The organism is Burkholderia sp. 572 (assembly GCF_040545135.1).
Taxonomy (GTDB): domain Bacteria; phylum Pseudomonadota; class Gammaproteobacteria; order Burkholderiales; family Burkholderiaceae; genus Burkholderia; species Burkholderia cepacia.
Window position 1 is genome coordinate 114,787 of record NZ_JBEPLH010000002.1, and the last position, 14,369, is coordinate 129,155.

General features: G+C 61.1%; 19 protein-coding genes. 17 read left to right on the plus strand and 2 right to left on the minus strand.

Annotation, left to right across the window (positions count from 1 at the left end):
- Positions 1 to 10: 10 nt before the first annotated feature.
- From ABIC51_RS04125 to ABIC51_RS04200, 16 genes are all read left to right on the plus strand, one after another.
- Positions 11 to 514 (plus strand): phage major tail tube protein, encoded by a 504-nt coding sequence (locus tag ABIC51_RS04125; RefSeq protein ID WP_027787026.1) that lies wholly within the window; start codon positions 11 to 13, stop codon positions 512 to 514.
- A 96-nt stretch (positions 515 to 610) separates the two neighbouring features.
- Positions 611 to 913 carry a phage tail assembly protein gene (locus ABIC51_RS04130; RefSeq protein WP_060194362.1) on the plus strand — a complete coding sequence of 101 codons (303 nt, stop codon included), beginning with the start codon at positions 611 to 613 and terminating at the stop codon, positions 911 to 913.
- Positions 914 to 993: 80 nt separating this feature from the next.
- Complete coding sequence (locus ABIC51_RS04135) at positions 994 to 3,435, plus strand: phage tail tape measure protein (RefSeq protein WP_174414477.1); 2,442 nt, start codon at positions 994 to 996, stop codon at positions 3,433 to 3,435.
- Between the two features lie 10 nt (positions 3,436 to 3,445).
- Positions 3,446 to 4,324: a phage tail protein gene (locus ABIC51_RS04140; RefSeq protein ID WP_059675744.1), complete on the plus strand. Its 879-nt coding sequence runs from the start codon at positions 3,446 to 3,448 to the stop codon at positions 4,322 to 4,324.
- Positions 4,299 to 4,505, plus strand: coding sequence for a tail protein X (locus ABIC51_RS04145; protein ID WP_174414476.1), 207 nt, complete (start codon positions 4,299 to 4,301; stop codon positions 4,503 to 4,505). Before ABIC51_RS04140 ends, ABIC51_RS04145 begins: the two co-directional genes overlap by 26 nt.
- Before the next feature lie 9 nt (positions 4,506 to 4,514).
- Positions 4,515 to 5,564, plus strand: coding sequence for a phage late control D family protein (locus tag ABIC51_RS04150; RefSeq protein ID WP_174414475.1), 1,050 nt, complete (start codon positions 4,515 to 4,517; stop codon positions 5,562 to 5,564).
- Positions 5,565 to 5,640: 76 nt separating this feature from the next.
- Entirely contained in the window at positions 5,641 to 5,925 is a 285-nt protein-coding gene (locus ABIC51_RS04155; protein ID WP_027787031.1) for a phage holin family protein, read from the plus strand.
- Between the two features lie 2 nt (positions 5,926 to 5,927).
- Positions 5,928 to 6,422: a glycoside hydrolase family 24 protein gene (locus ABIC51_RS04160; protein ID WP_354006375.1), complete on the plus strand. Its 495-nt coding sequence runs from the start codon at positions 5,928 to 5,930 to the stop codon at positions 6,420 to 6,422.
- Positions 6,419 to 6,913: a DUF2514 family protein gene (locus ABIC51_RS04165; RefSeq protein WP_174414473.1), complete on the plus strand. Its 495-nt coding sequence runs from the start codon at positions 6,419 to 6,421 to the stop codon at positions 6,911 to 6,913. The genes ABIC51_RS04160 and ABIC51_RS04165 overlap by 4 nt, the downstream gene beginning before the upstream one ends.
- Before the next feature lie 170 nt (positions 6,914 to 7,083).
- The gene (locus ABIC51_RS04170) at positions 7,084 to 7,869 is read left to right on the plus strand and encodes a DNA adenine methylase (RefSeq protein ID WP_027787034.1); all 786 of its coding nucleotides are present in this window, start codon (positions 7,084 to 7,086) and stop codon (positions 7,867 to 7,869) included.
- 173 nt (positions 7,870 to 8,042) lie between these two features.
- Positions 8,043 to 8,474, plus strand: a complete 432-nt coding sequence (locus ABIC51_RS04175) for a PAAR domain-containing protein (protein ID WP_174414472.1) — start codon at positions 8,043 to 8,045, stop codon at positions 8,472 to 8,474.
- 6 nt (positions 8,475 to 8,480) lie between these two features.
- Positions 8,481 to 8,978, plus strand: coding sequence for a DUF4123 domain-containing protein (locus ABIC51_RS04180; RefSeq protein ID WP_060373115.1), 498 nt, complete (start codon positions 8,481 to 8,483; stop codon positions 8,976 to 8,978).
- The gene (locus ABIC51_RS04185; RefSeq protein ID WP_080982199.1) at positions 8,968 to 9,438 is read left to right on the plus strand and encodes a hypothetical protein; all 471 of its coding nucleotides are present in this window, start codon (positions 8,968 to 8,970) and stop codon (positions 9,436 to 9,438) included. The genes ABIC51_RS04180 and ABIC51_RS04185 overlap by 11 nt, the downstream gene beginning before the upstream one ends.
- A 61-nt stretch (positions 9,439 to 9,499) precedes the next feature.
- Positions 9,500 to 9,937: a restriction endonuclease fold toxin 5 domain-containing protein gene (locus tag ABIC51_RS04190; RefSeq protein ID WP_370448779.1), complete on the plus strand. Its 438-nt coding sequence runs from the start codon at positions 9,500 to 9,502 to the stop codon at positions 9,935 to 9,937.
- Positions 9,938 to 9,949: 12 nt separating this feature from the next.
- A complete protein-coding gene (locus ABIC51_RS04195) occupies positions 9,950 to 10,666 on the plus strand; it encodes an Imm52 family immunity protein (protein ID WP_230961226.1) in 717 nt (238 codons plus the stop codon).
- 224 nt (positions 10,667 to 10,890) lie between these two features.
- The gene (locus ABIC51_RS04200) at positions 10,891 to 12,369 is read left to right on the plus strand and encodes a sensor domain-containing diguanylate cyclase (RefSeq protein WP_174414471.1); all 1,479 of its coding nucleotides are present in this window, start codon (positions 10,891 to 10,893) and stop codon (positions 12,367 to 12,369) included.
- Between the two features lie 192 nt (positions 12,370 to 12,561).
- Here the strand turns inward: ABIC51_RS04200 and ABIC51_RS04205 are convergent, their stop codons facing one another.
- Positions 12,562 to 12,951 carry a DUF2513 domain-containing protein gene (locus tag ABIC51_RS04205; RefSeq protein ID WP_059675738.1) on the minus strand — a complete coding sequence of 130 codons (390 nt, stop codon included), beginning with the start codon at positions 12,949 to 12,951 and terminating at the stop codon, positions 12,562 to 12,564.
- Positions 12,948 to 13,208, minus strand: a complete 261-nt coding sequence (locus ABIC51_RS04210) for a YuaX family protein (protein WP_059675737.1) — start codon at positions 13,206 to 13,208, stop codon at positions 12,948 to 12,950. The genes ABIC51_RS04205 and ABIC51_RS04210 overlap by 4 nt, the downstream gene beginning before the upstream one ends.
- Positions 13,209 to 13,271: 63 nt before the next feature.
- On the opposite strand from ABIC51_RS04210, the gene ABIC51_RS04215 reads away from it, so the two are divergent.
- Complete coding sequence (locus ABIC51_RS04215; RefSeq protein WP_354006376.1) at positions 13,272 to 14,366, plus strand: hypothetical protein; 1,095 nt, start codon at positions 13,272 to 13,274, stop codon at positions 14,364 to 14,366.
- Positions 14,367 to 14,369: the final 3 nt, after the last annotated feature.

Genomic DNA, 14,369 nt, shown 5'->3' on the forward strand with positions numbered 1-14,369 from the left:
GGGAGGAACGATGATTCCGGAAACTCTGTACAACTGCAACGCTCATATCGACGGCCGCGGATACGCTGGCCGCGCGACGAGCATGACGCCACCGAAGCTGAAGATCAAGACGGATGACTTCCGCGCGGGCGGGATGGACGCGACGGTCAAGGTCGATCAAGGCATGGAAGCTCTCGACGCATCGTTCTCGATGTCGACGATGGAATACGAGGTGCTGCGCTTCTTCGGTCTGGTCGATCAGGGCGCGTTCAACGGTGTATTTCGCGCAGTGTTCATGGATCGCAGCGGTAAGACGAAAAACGTCGCCGTGTATCTGCGTGGGATGCTGCACGAAGTCGATCCGGGCGACTGGAAACCGGGCGACAAGTACGAGGCGAAATACTCCGTGTCGTGCGACTACTACAAGCTGGAGATCGCCGGTGCGATTGTGCACGAGATCGATGTCTTCGCGTCCAAGCGGGTGATCAACGGTGTTGATCAGCTCGCCGAGGTCCGCAAGGGTCTTGGCATGTAGTTCCCACGTCGGTGTCATTCGACGGACACGCAGCAAAGCTACTTTGTTTAATTAATGGCGAGCCGACGGCTCGCCATTTTCTTTTCAGGAACCGCAATGGAAAAGGTAACGGTCAAGCTCAACTATCCGATCAAGCTCAACGGCGTCGAGTGCGACAGCTTCACGCTGCGCCGGCCGAAGGTGCGCGACATGCGTGGTGCGCAGAAGCTCGCGCCGAACGATGCCGAGCAACAGGAGCTGATCTTGTTCGCGACGCTCGCCGACGTCGGCCCGGACGACATCGAAGAGATGGACATGGCCGATTACGAGCGCGTGCAGGACGCCTACTACTCCTTTCGATCCGTACGCGAAACTGGACCGAAAGACGCTCAAGGCGCTGGCAAATCGGCTGGTGCGTGAATACGGCATGTCGCCGACGTCGATCGATGAGATGACGGTCGACGACATGCTCTGGTGGTTGACGGATTGAGGGGGCCGGGATGGCGAAAGACTTAGCACTTGGCATCGTGATCGGCGGGGCTGTCTCGGCGACGTTCGGCAAGGCGATCACCGACACGTCGTCGAAGATCGACGCGATGAAGAAGCGGGCGAACGACTCGCGGCTCTGGCAGCGCCAGATCGGCGAGACGATGCGCCTGCAGGACGAGTTCCGTCGCCTTCATTTGGCGGGCGACAGCGCGGCGGACGGCATTCGCCGCAAGCTCGACAGCAATCTGAAATCGCTGCGAGACGCCGGCATCGAGGTCGGTCGGCTCGATCGCGCGTATGCGCAGCTCGGACGAACCGCTCGCGGACTGGATCTGAAGGTGGCCGGACGCGAACGGCTGGCAGCCGGGCAAGAGGCCGGCCGTGGCGTGATCGGCGATGCGATGAAGCTGACGGCAGCCGTCGCGGTGCCGGCGACGATCTCGGCGAACTATCAGGCGATCATTCGCGACATTGCGATCAAGGCCGGCATTGCACGCACGCAGGAAGAGGCCGCGATGGCGACGCGGATCAGGCGTGACGCTGGGGCGAACGGTATCGGCCGCAATGAGCTGGCGGACGCTGTCAACCAGATGGTCGCAGGCGGCATGGATCTGGATCGCGCGCTCAACTTCGCGCCGCTGGTCGCGAAGTTCTCCATCGGCCAAGGCGCGACGACGGTCGAAACCGCGAAGATGATCCAAGCGCTGCAGCAGAACGCGGAGATCGTCGACCCGAAGCAGATGTCGAAGGCGCTCGAAGCGATCGCGTATCTCGGCAAAGAAGGGTCGTTCGAGTCGGTCGACATGGCGCGTTGGTTCCCGGTGCTGCTCGCCGAGATGAAGAAGATCGGCATCACGGGGCAGGACTCGGTGACGCAGCTCGGGGCAATGCTCCAGGTGCAGATGAAGACCGCCGGCAGCTCGGACGAGGCCGCGAACAACCTGAAGAACTGGTTTTCGAAGATTGGTTCAGGCGAGACGGAACGCAACTACGCGAAGGCCGGTGTCGATTATCAGGCCAAGATGCGCGAGGCGATCGGCAAGGGCTGGTCGACGTTGGAGGCGTCTTTCGTGCTCGCCCGCGCGTACATCGAGCGTGCCGACCCTGCCAAGGCGAAGCAGCTCGCAGCTGCGGCGAAGCAGTTCAATTCGGAGATGGACCCCGCCAAGCGTCAGGCGCAGATGGCCGCGTTCGCCGAGACGATGAAGACCGGCGACCTGTTCAATGACATGCAGGTCAAGGCGGCGCTGACGGCGTACATGCAAAACGCCGAGCTGTATTCGAACCTGAAGCGCAACGCGCAGCAGGCGAGCGGCGAGATCCAGAAGGATCTGGAGGCACGTCGGGAGACGTCCAAACAGATCTGGAGCGAGGTCGGGCAGCGATGGGACGACGCGATGCGCAGCATTGGCGATGCCCTACGGCCGATCACGGATCGCGTTGGCGAGGCGGCGAAGGGGGCCGGGAGCGGTATCCAGTCCGCAGCAGACAGCGCTCCGAAGGCGACAGCAGCTGTCGTCGGCATCGCCGGCACGGTGCTCGCAGTGCGCGGAGCAAAGGCACTTTGGGGCATCGGTCGCGGCTTGTTCGATATCGCGCGCGGGACGGTGCTGGCGCGTGGTGGTCGAGGGGGGGCAGGGCGTGCCGGTGGTGCGGGTGGCGTTGTCGGACGCGCACTAGACGCGATCGGCGGGGCTGCGAGCGCCGCTGGTGGCGTCCAGCGCGTGTTTGTCGTGAACATGCCCGGCGGTGGCGTCGATGGTGGCGGGCTTGGCGATCTGATAGGCGGTGGGCGTGCAGGACGCGCCGCGCGCCGCGCGGCAGCTCGGGCGGGGCGGCTCGGGAGGATCGGGCGGGTCGTCAACGCGGGACGTGCGCTCTTCGGTCGGGTTGCGCCGTGGGCAGGAAAGCTGGCCGTCGCGGGGACCGTCCTGAAGTTCGGCCTTGCGGCTCGCGAAGCATACGCCGTCGCGTCGAGCACCGATACGAACGATCGGAAGGCCACCCGGTTCGCTGGCATCGCCGGCAGTCTCGCGGGTGGTGTGATCGGCGCGAAGGTCGGGGCGACGATCGGAGCGCTCGGCGGGCCGATCGGATCGGCCGTCGTCGGCGTGCTTGGCGGGGCACTCGGGACGTTTGTAGGCGACAAGGCACTGAGCGCCATCGCGAGCAAGTTCTTGAGCCAGAAACCCGACGAGACGCCCGCGAACGCCGAAGCAGCCGCCAAGGCGGCGAAGGCGGCAGAGACTCCGGCGGCAGATGCCCGCTTCGGGCCGCGTATCGATCAGACGAACACGTTCGCGCCGGTCTTCAACGTGAAGATCGAGGCGAGCGATACCGACATGGCTAACAAGTTTCTCCAACAGGTCAGTCCGCAGCTGACGCGGATGATGGAGGAGCAGCAGCGCAAGGCGAATAGTCGTACGGCAATGTTCGACTCGCCGCATATGTAAGGGAGGCGCTATGGATGTGTTTCGACAGATCTCGGGAGCAGCAACGCAGGCGGGGATCGCGACGGAGCGCGTGCGGCAGATGGTTCGCATTTTCGATCGAAACCGCGCGGCGAGCATGGCGACGGTCGACATGCTGCAACGTCTCGCAACCGGCAATCTGAGCAGCGCGGCCGAGCTGCTGACAGGCGCGACGAGTGCGCTGTCGGTGGCGTCGGACCTGTTTCCGCAGGTCGGCGCTGTCGTGCGTAGCTTCAACGCGACGCAGGCGTCGCTCGGCTCGATTCTGAAAGCCGTCGACGGATCGAATTTCCCCCTTGTGCGGGCTGCCGCCGACAGCGTCAAGTCTGCATTGGGCGGGGCGTGGAATCAGTTCAACGCGGCTGTGGGTCTGAAGGATTCGGCGGTGATGGACGTGATCAAGTCGACGGGCGTCGGCTCGATGCTGTCGGGTCTGATCGACGGTGCGTCATCGAGCACGCCGCACCTGATGTCGATGACGACGGATGCCGGCGACGCATTCCACTTCAACCTGTCGACGGCTGCTCACGACAAGTTGCGACGAGCGACGCGATATCGTGTGGCGTCCCAGGAGCGCTTGAACCGTCAGGAGGCGCTGCAGCCCGTCAGCGAAGGGGGCGAGACGATCACGCTGTCGGGCGTCGTGTTCCCGTCGCTTGGGGCCGGTACGAAGCAGATCAGCCGGCTGCGTGCCATCGGCGGCAGGATGAAGCCCGTGCAGCTCACGACGGGCGACGGCGAAGTGCTCGGCCGCTGGCTGTTGCAGGCGATCGAAGAGGAGCAGGACGCGCTGCTCGCGGACGGCTTGCCGCGCAAGCAAACTTTCTCGGTGGAGTTCGGGCGCTATGGCGAAGACTTTAAGAACGTCTGACGGTGACGTGCTCGACACGCTCTGCTATCGCTTCTACGGAGCGCTGCAGGGAACGGTCGAGGCCGTGTACGAAGCGAATCCGGGGCTGGCGAATCGGCCGCAGCCGTTCCCGGCCGGCGTCGAAATCATGATGCCGGATCTCGATGCGCCGCGTGCCGAGTCCGTCCAGCTCTGGACATAGTGAGGTGCGATGGAAGCGATTTTTCAGGTCGTCGCGAACGGCTCGGACGTGACGAAGGTCATTCAGGATCGCGTGCTTGAGATCCGGTCGATGGACAAACCCGGTCTAGACGCAGACGAGTGCACGATCACGCTCGACGATCGCGACGGCCGCATCGAGTTTCCGCCGAAGGGCGCGACGTTGAAGGTGTCGATCGGATGGGAGGGGCAGGGGCTGTCGATGCTCGGCGAGTATGCCGTCGACGAGGTTGGACTGCGCGGGCCGCCGGCCAGCGTCGTGATCCGGGGCAAACCCGCGAACATGCGCGCGACGTCGAAAACGCAGCGATACGGGAGCTGGTCGAACGCGAAGCTGGCCGACATCGTCGGCGACGTCGCGCGTCGTAACAAATGGGCGGCCGCATGTGACGTCGACGTCGTCGTGCCGCGCATCGACCAGTTCGGTGAAAGCGATTTGCACTTCATCACGCGTGTGGCTCGGCAGTATGGGGCGACGGCTACGGTCAAGGCCGGCAAGCTGATCGTTTTGCCGCGCGGCGGCGGCAAGAGCGCGAGCGGCAAGCCGCTGACGATCGTCACGCTCACGCCGGGCGACCTGCTCGATTACGACATCAATTTCCCCGACCGAGCGAGCTTCGCGGCCGTGCGCACGAAGGTGCATGACCGCAAGTCCGGGAAGAAGATCGATCTGACGATCCCGAACCCGGATGCACCGCCAGGTGCGTCCGCGGTGCATACCGAGCGCCATGCGTTCGCGAGTCCGGAAGCCGCGAAAGCGGGCGCGACATCGCGAATGGCGACGCTCAACCGGCACACGTCGACGAGCCGGCTGACGATGCGCGGCCGCGCAGATCTGTCGGCGGAAAAGACGATCGCGCTGAAGGGGTTCAAGACCGGAGTAGACGGTGAGTTTCTGGTCGAGTCGGTCGAGCACACGTTCGCATCGCGCGGGTGGATCACGGTCGTGACTTTGAACGGAGGGAACAAGGGGAAAGCGAAGGTCGGGCACAAGAAGAAGTCGGGCAAGAAAATCACTCTGGTGGTGCCGGCGCCGCAGTAACGCGTCACGCACTGAATTTGCAGGCCGCTCACGGGCAACCGGGGCGGCCTTTCTTTTTATCGGGCAAGGGGAACCGATGCAAGACCACGAAAAAACGATTCTGGAGCTGATCGTCATGGGCGGATTGATCGGCATCGCGAAGGTGTTGGTGGGCGGGGAGCAACTGACGTTTCGGCTCGTCGCCGGCCGGGCCGTATTGGGATCGGCGACGTCGATGGTTGCCGGGCTCGCGCTGCTGCAGATTCCGGATCTGCCGCCGATCGCGCTGCTCGGTCTGGGGAGTGCGCTCGGCATTGTGGGGTCGCAGTACCTCGAAGTGCTGCTGCGCCGGAATGCAAAACGTGTGTTTGGGGGGAAGTGACGATGGCGCGAATCAGTGTTGTCGCCGCAGGCGGAAAGAACCGGGTGGCGTTTCTCGACACCATCGCGGTAAGCGAGATCGGTTCGCCGTTGCTCGCGAAATCGGACGACGGTTACAACGTACTGGTCGGTGCGACGGCATCGCGGCCGCTGTTGTTTGCGAGCTATGCCGCGCATCCGAACGTGCTCAATCGCCAGATCCGCGTGCCGTCGACAGCGGCGGGCCGCTACCAGATCCTCACGCGCTGGTGGCGGATCTATCAGGCGCAGATGAGGCTGCCCGACTTCGGACCGGTGTCGCAGGATCGGTACGCGCTGCAGCAGCTGCGCGAGCACGGCGCATTGCCGTTGATCGATGCTGGCCGGTTTCGCGAAGCCATCGCCAAGGTGTCGAATGTATGGGCCAGTCTGCCGGGGGCGGGATACGGCCAGCACGAAAACGACATCGAGCATTTGCTGGCGGCGTATCGCGCGGCCGGCGGGGAGGTGATCGCATGACGTGGATCGACCCGCGCATTTGGCTGCTCGTCGTTGCTGGCGTCATTGCCGGCGCTGCCTGCGGCTACTTCGAGGGACATCGTGATGCCGACCAATCCGCGAAGGTGGTGGATCAGGCGCGGCAGATCGATGACCTGACGAACGAACGTAAGGAATATCGCCGCCGGTTGGCGGCACAACAGGAGATCGCAACCGATGCTGCGAAAGAACGTGATCAGGCAGCCGCTGATGCTGCTGTTGCCGGTGCTACTGCTGACGGGCTGCGCAGGCAAGTCGCCGCACTCGTCGCCGACGTCCGGCGTGCCGGCGCTGCGGCCGGAAGCCCGGCAACCGGCGACGCCCTCGATCTGCTCGCCGACGTGTTCGGCCGGGCTGACGAGCGCGCGGGAGATCTGGCGAAAATCGCTGACGAGCGAGGCATTGCCGGCCGGCAGTGCGAGCGCAGTTACGACGCGTTGATCGGCGACGCGCAAAGCAACTTGCCGCAGTAGCGCGGCGATCGGGGCCGGGCGGCCTCGAAAGAAACAGGGCGACCGGAGGACGTGCAGCAACACGTCTCCCGGTCGCCTTTCCACTGTGTACGCCAGTGAATCGGCCAAGGCCCTGCTACCTACCGGTAGGCGGGCCGGATTCTACACCAAGTTTAAAAACGGCTTTCACAATGGCAAATCCCATCATTCCTTGGATCGGCGGTAAGCGCCGTCTTGCAGATCACCTGATCCCGCGTTTCCCGGCGCACGACTGCTATGTCGAAGTGTTCGCGGGCGGGGCGGCGTTGTACTTCATGCGTCCGCCGGCGAAGGTCGAGGTGGTCAACGACATCAACGGTGAACTGATCAATTTGTATCGTGTCGTGCAGCATCATGTCGATGAGTTCGTGCGGCAGTTCAATTGGGCGTTTACGAGTCGCGAGCTGTTTGGTTGGTTGAAGCATACGATCCCGGAAACGCTCACCGATATCCAGCGTGCTGCACGCTTCTACTACCTGCAAAAAAGTTGCTTTGGTGGGAAGCTCGAAGGGCAGACTTTCGGATCGAAGACGCTGGCTGCGCCGGGATTGAATCCCATTCGACTGAAGGAGGAGCTATCCGTCGCGCATCAGCGGTTGGCGAACGCCTTCATCGAGCGCTTGGATTGGGCTGCGTGCATTGATCGATACGATCGGCCGCACACGCTGTTCTATCTCGATCCGCCGTATTACGAGACGCAGGGGTATGGCGTGCCGTTCCCATTCGCGGAGTACGAAAAGATGGCCGAGCGGCTACGTCGTCTCAAAGGTCGCGCGATTGTGAGTCTCAACGATCATCCGGACATTCGACGCGTGTTCGAAGGGTTTTACATCGAGACCGTGCCGATCCAGTACACGGTTGGTGTTGAGGCCGTCGACCGTAACGAGCTGATCATTTTCAGTTGGGATGACGCGTCGCAGCCGGTTGGTCTGTTCTAGCGGATGGCTCGCCCGCAGGACAGCTCCTGCGGCATACCCGGCAATTTTGCGGGGTTTTGAGCGCGGGGGCGAGTTGGTTAAATGTCACATTTGGTCAAGTCGCCTTCCGACTCTCGACATCGGTCTCTTGCTCGGGTCATAGTCGGATCATTAGAAACCGAGAGGGCCTGCACGTGAAGCGGAACTATCTCCGAGTCGGAGACCAATCGACCAGCGGCGGGGTGGTCGTCGACGCTATCCCGACAATGAGTTGCGACGGGGTTGGACTCACTTACGTAGGTGCCAAAGTAACTTGTCCAGCGTGCAAGCGTGTCGGCGTCATCGTTGCAGAGGGGCCGCGTTGGCCGGGTAACTTGATGGGGCACGAAGCCGCGCTGGAAGGCGATAAGGTCGCTTGCGGGTGCAGTCCTCTCCCAACCATGATTGCTTCGCAGTCAGAGATGTTTCAGTCCTTCGAGTCAGATGCACTCGTCAGAATGGGTTTCTCTGCGACAGGAGGCCCGGTCGCGCTCGAACTCGCTACCCCGAAGCCATCACAGGGATTCTGTCTCTCGTGCATGGTTGCTGCTGCCAAGAATGCGGCTGCGATGGTCGTTCGCGGGTGAGCGTCGATGAGCATTCAAGATATCTATTCAGCGATGCAAGAGCGGGCGAGCCTTCCGGTTCGTCTGTTTGCGCTTGTGGATGGGCTGTTGTATTCGGAGCAGGGCGGTTCCGAGCCGCGCCGGGCGCGTGACGCGGCAATTGCGCTGCTTGATGCAACACCAGACGTCTCGCTCGCGGATGCCGGCCCGTGGCTATTCGACTTCGCGGCTGTCGACGGCGATTGCCGGCGTGTGCTCGGGCAGTTAGCGCAGGGTGAATATGGGGTGAGCTGGATTATCAGCGCGTATCAACCGCACCAGCTCGCGGCAGAACTTCGCGAGCGGCTCGACGGCATATTGCCGGATGGCCGGTCGGTAATGCTTCGCTATTACGACGCCCGTGTGATGCGGCATTTCGCACCTGCCCTTAGTCCGACCGAGCGGACGACATTCTTCTCCCCGACCTTCGACTGGTTGATCGAGATCGACGGGCAGCTCTTCAGGGCGCATCCCCATGCCGCTTAACCTTACTCCCGCCCACGTGTCTGCCCTCGCCGAGGGCGAGGCTCGCAATTTCGTTGACGGCGTGCGCCGTGATCTGCTCAAGGCAGATCCTGCTTTGACGCAGGATATCGATCTTCATAACCGGCTCTGGGATGCGTATCGCGCCGCTCGATCTCTCGGGATTCAGGATAGCGAGCATCTGGTTCAGTTCTTGAAAATCGAGGCGTATTCGCCGCACTTTTACGAGAAGCCGGCTGCGAAGGCATGGCTGACGAAACCCGGCCGTAGCGCCGATGAGCGTTTTCACGTCTACGTCCAAGAGATCACTTGGCGATCACAACATCCCGATAGCTTGAAAGGAGTTCCGCATGGCGGCACCGTTAATCCCTCTAGTGACAGCCGCAGCAGCGGAAGCGGGGCCGGTATTGTCGGCTATTGGAAGCGCTTTATTGGGGGGCGTGGCAGTAGCGGGGATCGGTAGCCTTCGGGGTGACGTCAGCAAGATGGACGAGCAGGCGAAGGCAAAAACGGAATCGCGGACAATGTCCGATTCCACTGCGCCTTGCAAGAAGTGCCCACCCGAACAGACGGGCAAGCTTGTGCGGAGCCGACACGGCGCTAACTGGCCGGCGTACCGATATCAGGCGCGCGTAACCGGCTTTGCGTTCGATACGGAGAGCTGCCAGTGGAGCGACGAGTGGGAGTGGCTTGGAATCGATTTTGACGGGTTCAAGCCGCAAGAGTGCTTGCTGCAAGAGGCCAAGGGGAACTATGACCAGTTCCTTGATGGATCTATTCCGAAGTCCGAGCAGTTCTTCAAGGGCTTTCGCCATATGCGCGATCAGGCGATCAAGCGCGCGATGCGGGTCAAGGCGAATCCGCCTACGCGGCTACGGTACTATTTCCAAGGGCCGTTGACCTATAGGCGGATGTCGGTATGGTTTAAGACCATGTCGATCGAGTCGGAGTATTTTCCGTAAATTCCTACCATCATGAAAATTGATTCCTTCATCAAGGCCGGCGGGATCGAGGTGTTCGCTTTCTCGCAAACACTCGCGAAGGTCGGTGCGATTGTTGATGTAATGGCGGCAGCGGCTCCGGAACTGTCGCGTCCGAAATGGCGAATGCAGGGCGACACGCTCGAAGAGGCGCAGGCGGGGGAGGTGTACGCGACCGATGGCCAGCCCAGTAGCACGGCGGTCGCGGCGCTGGAGAATGAATACCGGGGCGAAGAAACGTCCTCGCTCGGGATATGGGATGGCAGCGCCGACGATTCCATCGGCGCATCGATTGAGGTCTTCGCGTGCGGCGGGCATTTCCCCGATACGGTATCAATTGACGCTCGCGGAGCGTTCATCGAACACAAAGACACTGTGGCGAGTATTGTGGGCGCGACCGCACAGGAGTTTTTGCCGGCCGTGATCTCGGCAGCGCCTGACGGTTACTCGGACAAGCAGGCGTTTCAAGACCGCCCCGGTGTGGGTTGGATGATCTATCTGCCCGTGGAGCTGACCATTCAACAGATCCCCGAAGCGCAGGAGATCGTTCCCGTGTTGTCGGCAGATCGGAAGATGCGACTCGGGACGATCCTTGTCAGCATCAAGGGTGAGGTGTTCTCGGCCGACAATGAGGAGCACCTGGCCGTGGCGCACAATATCGAGGCGCGACTCATTTCTATGGATCTACTGCCGCTTCTTGCCGAGATCTGAGGGCAGCTAAGGTCCGTCAATCCCTGCCAATTGAATCGGGTGACGTCTTGTCATAGATCGGACATAAAGTTACTGTTGCCGCTCGGGTTCACCGATAGCTCTGTCTCCCTTGCGCGATGTTCGCCTTTCGATCAATTTCGCTCTGCGCTTGCAAATGTGCTTATCCGATTTAGTATGCGGAAACCACGCGCCGGCGCGCGCACACTTTTGCGGCGAGGAGATCCATGCATCCCGGGAAGGCAGCCCCTTACGCCATTGTGGCAGTCGGCATTGTGATTGCCTGCGCGCTGATGGGCCTGTGCGTGCTACAGCTATTCCAGAGCCGCCACGACGCCCTGGAGCGGGCTAGCGAAACCTCGCGCAATCTCGGTCTGCTGGCCGAGCGCGATATCGAGCGCAACTTCGAACTCTACGACCTATCCTTACAGGCGCTGATTCACGGCTTGCAGCGGCCTGACGTGATGGCAGCAGCGCCCGCGCTGCGACGCGGCGTGCTGTTCGACCATGCAATGAATGCGCCCTTTATTGGTGCGCAGCTGGTGCTCGATGCCAAGGGCAACATCATCCTCGATTCGTCCAACGACGTGCCCCGCAAGGGAAATTTCTCCGACCGTAAGTACTTCACCGTCCATCGCGATCGTCCTGATGTTGGTCTCTATGTCAGCGATCCGTTCGCATCGCGCCTGCGCAGCGGCATGCTCGTCATTACGTTGTCGCGGCGGATCTCAAACTCGGACGGATCGTTCGCGGGTATTGCACTGATCGCGCTCAACCTCGAATACTTCCATCGGCTGTTTGCCGGCCTATCGCTCGGGCAGCATGGTTCGATGTCGCTGATCGGCAAGGACGGCATTATGGTGATGCGTCAGCCGTACAAGGACGGTATCGTCGGCCGCGACATCAGCAAGGCCGCGACTTTCCTGCGGTTCAAGTCCGCACCAGAAGGGGTGTTCTCGGAGACCGCCTCAATCGACGGCGTGCGCCGGCTCTACTACTTCAAGCACCTGCCCGAGTTGCCGCTGATCATCATGGTGGCGGAAGCCGAGCAGGACATCTATGCCGCGTGGCGGCACCGCGCCGTAACAATCGGCGCATTAGTAGCCACCTTCGGCGCTGCTTTCATCGCGCTGTCGATCTTGCTCAGTGGGCAACTGCGGCGTCGCATGCGTGCTGAGTCAGAGCTGGTGCTGCTTGCACGCACCGACGGGCTCACCGGCCTGAACAATCGCCGCAGCTTCGGGGAGGTGTTGAACCGGGAGTGGCGTCGCGCCAGGCGCGCGCATTCCGTCTTTTCACTGCTGTTCGTCGACGTCGACCGCTTTAAGGCTTACAACGATACTTACGGCCATCAGGCAGGGGATGATGCGCTGGCTGCGGTCGCCCGCTGTATCGGCGAGAGCATCCGACGCCCGGTCGATACTGCGGCTCGCTATGGCGGGGAGGAATTCGTCGTGCTGCTCCCGGACACGCCGCAGACCGGAGCCGTGCAGATCGCCGAACGGATTCGTGCGGCGATCGACGATCTGGCACTTGAGCACGCTGGTAGCGAATATGGGCGCGTGACGGCCAGTATTGGTTTGGCGACGTGGACGCCGGATCAAGGCTGTGAGCCAAGCGCGCTGATCAAGGAGGCAGACGAGGCGCTGTACTACGCGAAGTTAACCGGGAGGAACAAGGTCGCTACGTCCAACGTAGCAGCTTGATGGAGCGAATTGGCAGGTACAAGAATACGAAAGCCCGCTGCGAGCGGGCTTTTTCGCGTGCTACAAATTTGCTACAGCAAGGGGCGAGAGCCTTGCTGGATAAGCCTTGAGCTTATCATTCCATCCCCTGAACTACGGGGCGACCTTGCGGGAACTGTGACCCATCTCGGGCATGATTGGGGCTTCGCGAAGTCAGAGTTTTATACCCGTGCGGTCCTCGATCTGCTTCTTGATAAAGCCTTTGGCTAGGTCTCCCAGCAATTCCACGGTGAACCCGCCAGCAGCAAGCGCTCCCGCCTTGGTCTTGGCCCACACCTCCGGGCTGCGGATCGAATCCAGAAAGTCATGCCCGGCCCAGCTTAGGCGGCGAAAGCCGATCCCGACAGCGGGCCTTGCGCCTCCAGCCTCAACTAGACCCGCCTCACGGATCAACGACAGGTGATAGTCGATCTGTTCGACCGTATAGCTATCGACCTGGATTTCTTCGGTGTCGGGGGGGATGACGACGATACCGCCCATGCGCATGGGTAACGCTTCGAGCTTGAGGAGCAGCTCGCGGATCAGGTCCATGTCGCGCTTCATGCCTGCCGCTCGCTACGTTCGATGATGTGTTCGCGGTATCTAGCTTTGAGCTGCTCGACTACCCGGTCCACCAGCGGATTGCCCCGATATTGGGCTGCTTTCTGGTCAACGGCAGCTTCCATTTCGCGAATCGCCGCCTGCACACTCTCTTCGTCTCCCGGCACGACGCGGACTGTCGCAATCTCACCATCGAGCGACTGAAACGCTCGGGAGGCTTCGTCGAGCTGCCGTGTTAGTTTATCCAAGCCGTTCAGCATCGGTCGCTCCTTTGTATCGGGTAAAGGACATTACCGTATACCTGCCTCGGTGTGGCTTCGAGTATGGCAGTCACCAGCGCCGCAAGCGGGGCTGCAAGAAGCTCGCCGTTCGGCCAGTTGCTGGCCGCCGCGGCCGACAGTTGCCGCTCCGCATCAGCCGTTCGGCGAAATTCGCTCCATGTCGTTTATTTGGCTGCTATCCTTGCTCACTCAATAACAATGATGCTAGGGGAAGCCGTGAGTAAGACCATAGAAGAGCAGACAGAAAAAAACAATCCGGAAGTACTGCAGTGCGGCATCGTGATGCCCATTGCAGCGATGGATGGAGTTACCGCTGATCACTGGGCAGAGGTCAAAACGATCATCATCGAGGCGATGAATACTCTCGACTCGCCGCGATTTAGTACCGCTTTGGTAAGCGATGCTGACGACGTCGGAGTAATCCAGAAGCGCATTGTCCAAGGAGTCTACGCGTCAGATGTCGTTGTCTGTGATGTGAGCGGAAAAAATCCTAACGTTATGTTCGAGTTAGGCATGCGCTTGGCCTTCGATAAACCGACCGTTATCATCAAGGACGACAAGACAGACTATATGTTTGATACGGGGGTTATTGAGCATCTGACGTATCCGCGCGACTTGCGGTTTGCGCGTATCGTGGATTTCAAACAACTCTTGGCTAAGAAGGTTCTTGCGACATATCAAGCGTCACAGCGAGATCCGGAGCACTCCACGTTCCTGAAAAACTTCGGCACATTTAAGGTCGCGCATCTCAGCGAAAAAGAAGCATCCGCCGAGCAAGTCATACTCGAATCGCTCGCAGAACTACAAAGAGAAGTCAGGGTCTTGCGAAATATTTCATCACCGGGGTATCCGACTCCGCTCGATGTGTTCGATGGCGGGGCCATTCGCCTCGACCAAGTCGACGGGATTTTGCAACAGGCAGACAAGCTAGTGAATTACGGAGGCCCTGATGCCATGAGGGAGCTGTCGATGATGAGGACGCTATTGAAGAGAATAGTCGACTCACCGTCACTGCCTAACGTGTACATCGAAAAAGCCAAGATGTTGCTTCGAAGCATTTCGCCGCGTGGTCGAACAATTCCAGCGGACACTGCTCGAAACGGTATTGGCGAGCAGCCGCGTTCAGACGCATCGTAGTAT

Excerpts from the sequence above, each read along its gene's own strand:
- ABIC51_RS04190 (WP_370448779.1), top strand. The coding sequence starts at position 9,500 with ATGTCCGATTCCACTGCGCCTTGCAAGAAGTGCCCACCCGAACAGACG.
- ABIC51_RS04180 (WP_060373115.1), top strand. The coding sequence starts at position 8,481 with ATGAGCATTCAAGATATCTATTCAGCGATGCAAGAGCGGGCGAGCCTT.
- ABIC51_RS04150 (WP_174414475.1), top strand. The coding sequence starts at position 4,515 with ATGGAAGCGATTTTTCAGGTCGTCGCGAACGGCTCGGACGTGACGAAG.
- ABIC51_RS04200 (WP_174414471.1), top strand. The coding sequence starts at position 10,891 with ATGCATCCCGGGAAGGCAGCCCCTTACGCCATTGTGGCAGTCGGCATT.
- ABIC51_RS04135 (WP_174414477.1), top strand. The coding sequence starts at position 994 with ATGGCGAAAGACTTAGCACTTGGCATCGTGATCGGCGGGGCTGTCTCG.
- ABIC51_RS04165 (WP_174414473.1), top strand. The coding sequence starts at position 6,419 with ATGACGTGGATCGACCCGCGCATTTGGCTGCTCGTCGTTGCTGGCGTC.
- ABIC51_RS04130 (WP_060194362.1), top strand. The coding sequence starts at position 611 with ATGGAAAAGGTAACGGTCAAGCTCAACTATCCGATCAAGCTCAACGGC.
- ABIC51_RS04205 (WP_059675738.1), bottom strand. The coding sequence starts at position 12,951 with ATGAAGCGCGACATGGACCTGATCCGCGAGCTGCTCCTCAAGCTCGAA.
- ABIC51_RS04195 (WP_230961226.1), top strand. The coding sequence starts at position 9,950 with ATGAAAATTGATTCCTTCATCAAGGCCGGCGGGATCGAGGTGTTCGCT.
- ABIC51_RS04185 (WP_080982199.1), top strand. The coding sequence starts at position 8,968 with ATGCCGCTTAACCTTACTCCCGCCCACGTGTCTGCCCTCGCCGAGGGC.
- ABIC51_RS04215 (WP_354006376.1), top strand. The coding sequence starts at position 13,272 with ATGGCAGTCACCAGCGCCGCAAGCGGGGCTGCAAGAAGCTCGCCGTTC.
- ABIC51_RS04210 (WP_059675737.1), bottom strand. The coding sequence starts at position 13,208 with ATGCTGAACGGCTTGGATAAACTAACACGGCAGCTCGACGAAGCCTCC.
- ABIC51_RS04170 (WP_027787034.1), top strand. The coding sequence starts at position 7,084 with ATGGCAAATCCCATCATTCCTTGGATCGGCGGTAAGCGCCGTCTTGCA.
- ABIC51_RS04145 (WP_174414476.1), top strand. The coding sequence starts at position 4,299 with ATGGCGAAGACTTTAAGAACGTCTGACGGTGACGTGCTCGACACGCTC.
- ABIC51_RS04160 (WP_354006375.1), top strand. The coding sequence starts at position 5,928 with ATGGCGCGAATCAGTGTTGTCGCCGCAGGCGGAAAGAACCGGGTGGCG.
- ABIC51_RS04155 (WP_027787031.1), top strand. The coding sequence starts at position 5,641 with ATGCAAGACCACGAAAAAACGATTCTGGAGCTGATCGTCATGGGCGGA.
- ABIC51_RS04125 (WP_027787026.1), top strand. The coding sequence starts at position 11 with ATGATTCCGGAAACTCTGTACAACTGCAACGCTCATATCGACGGCCGC.
- ABIC51_RS04140 (WP_059675744.1), top strand. The coding sequence starts at position 3,446 with ATGGATGTGTTTCGACAGATCTCGGGAGCAGCAACGCAGGCGGGGATC.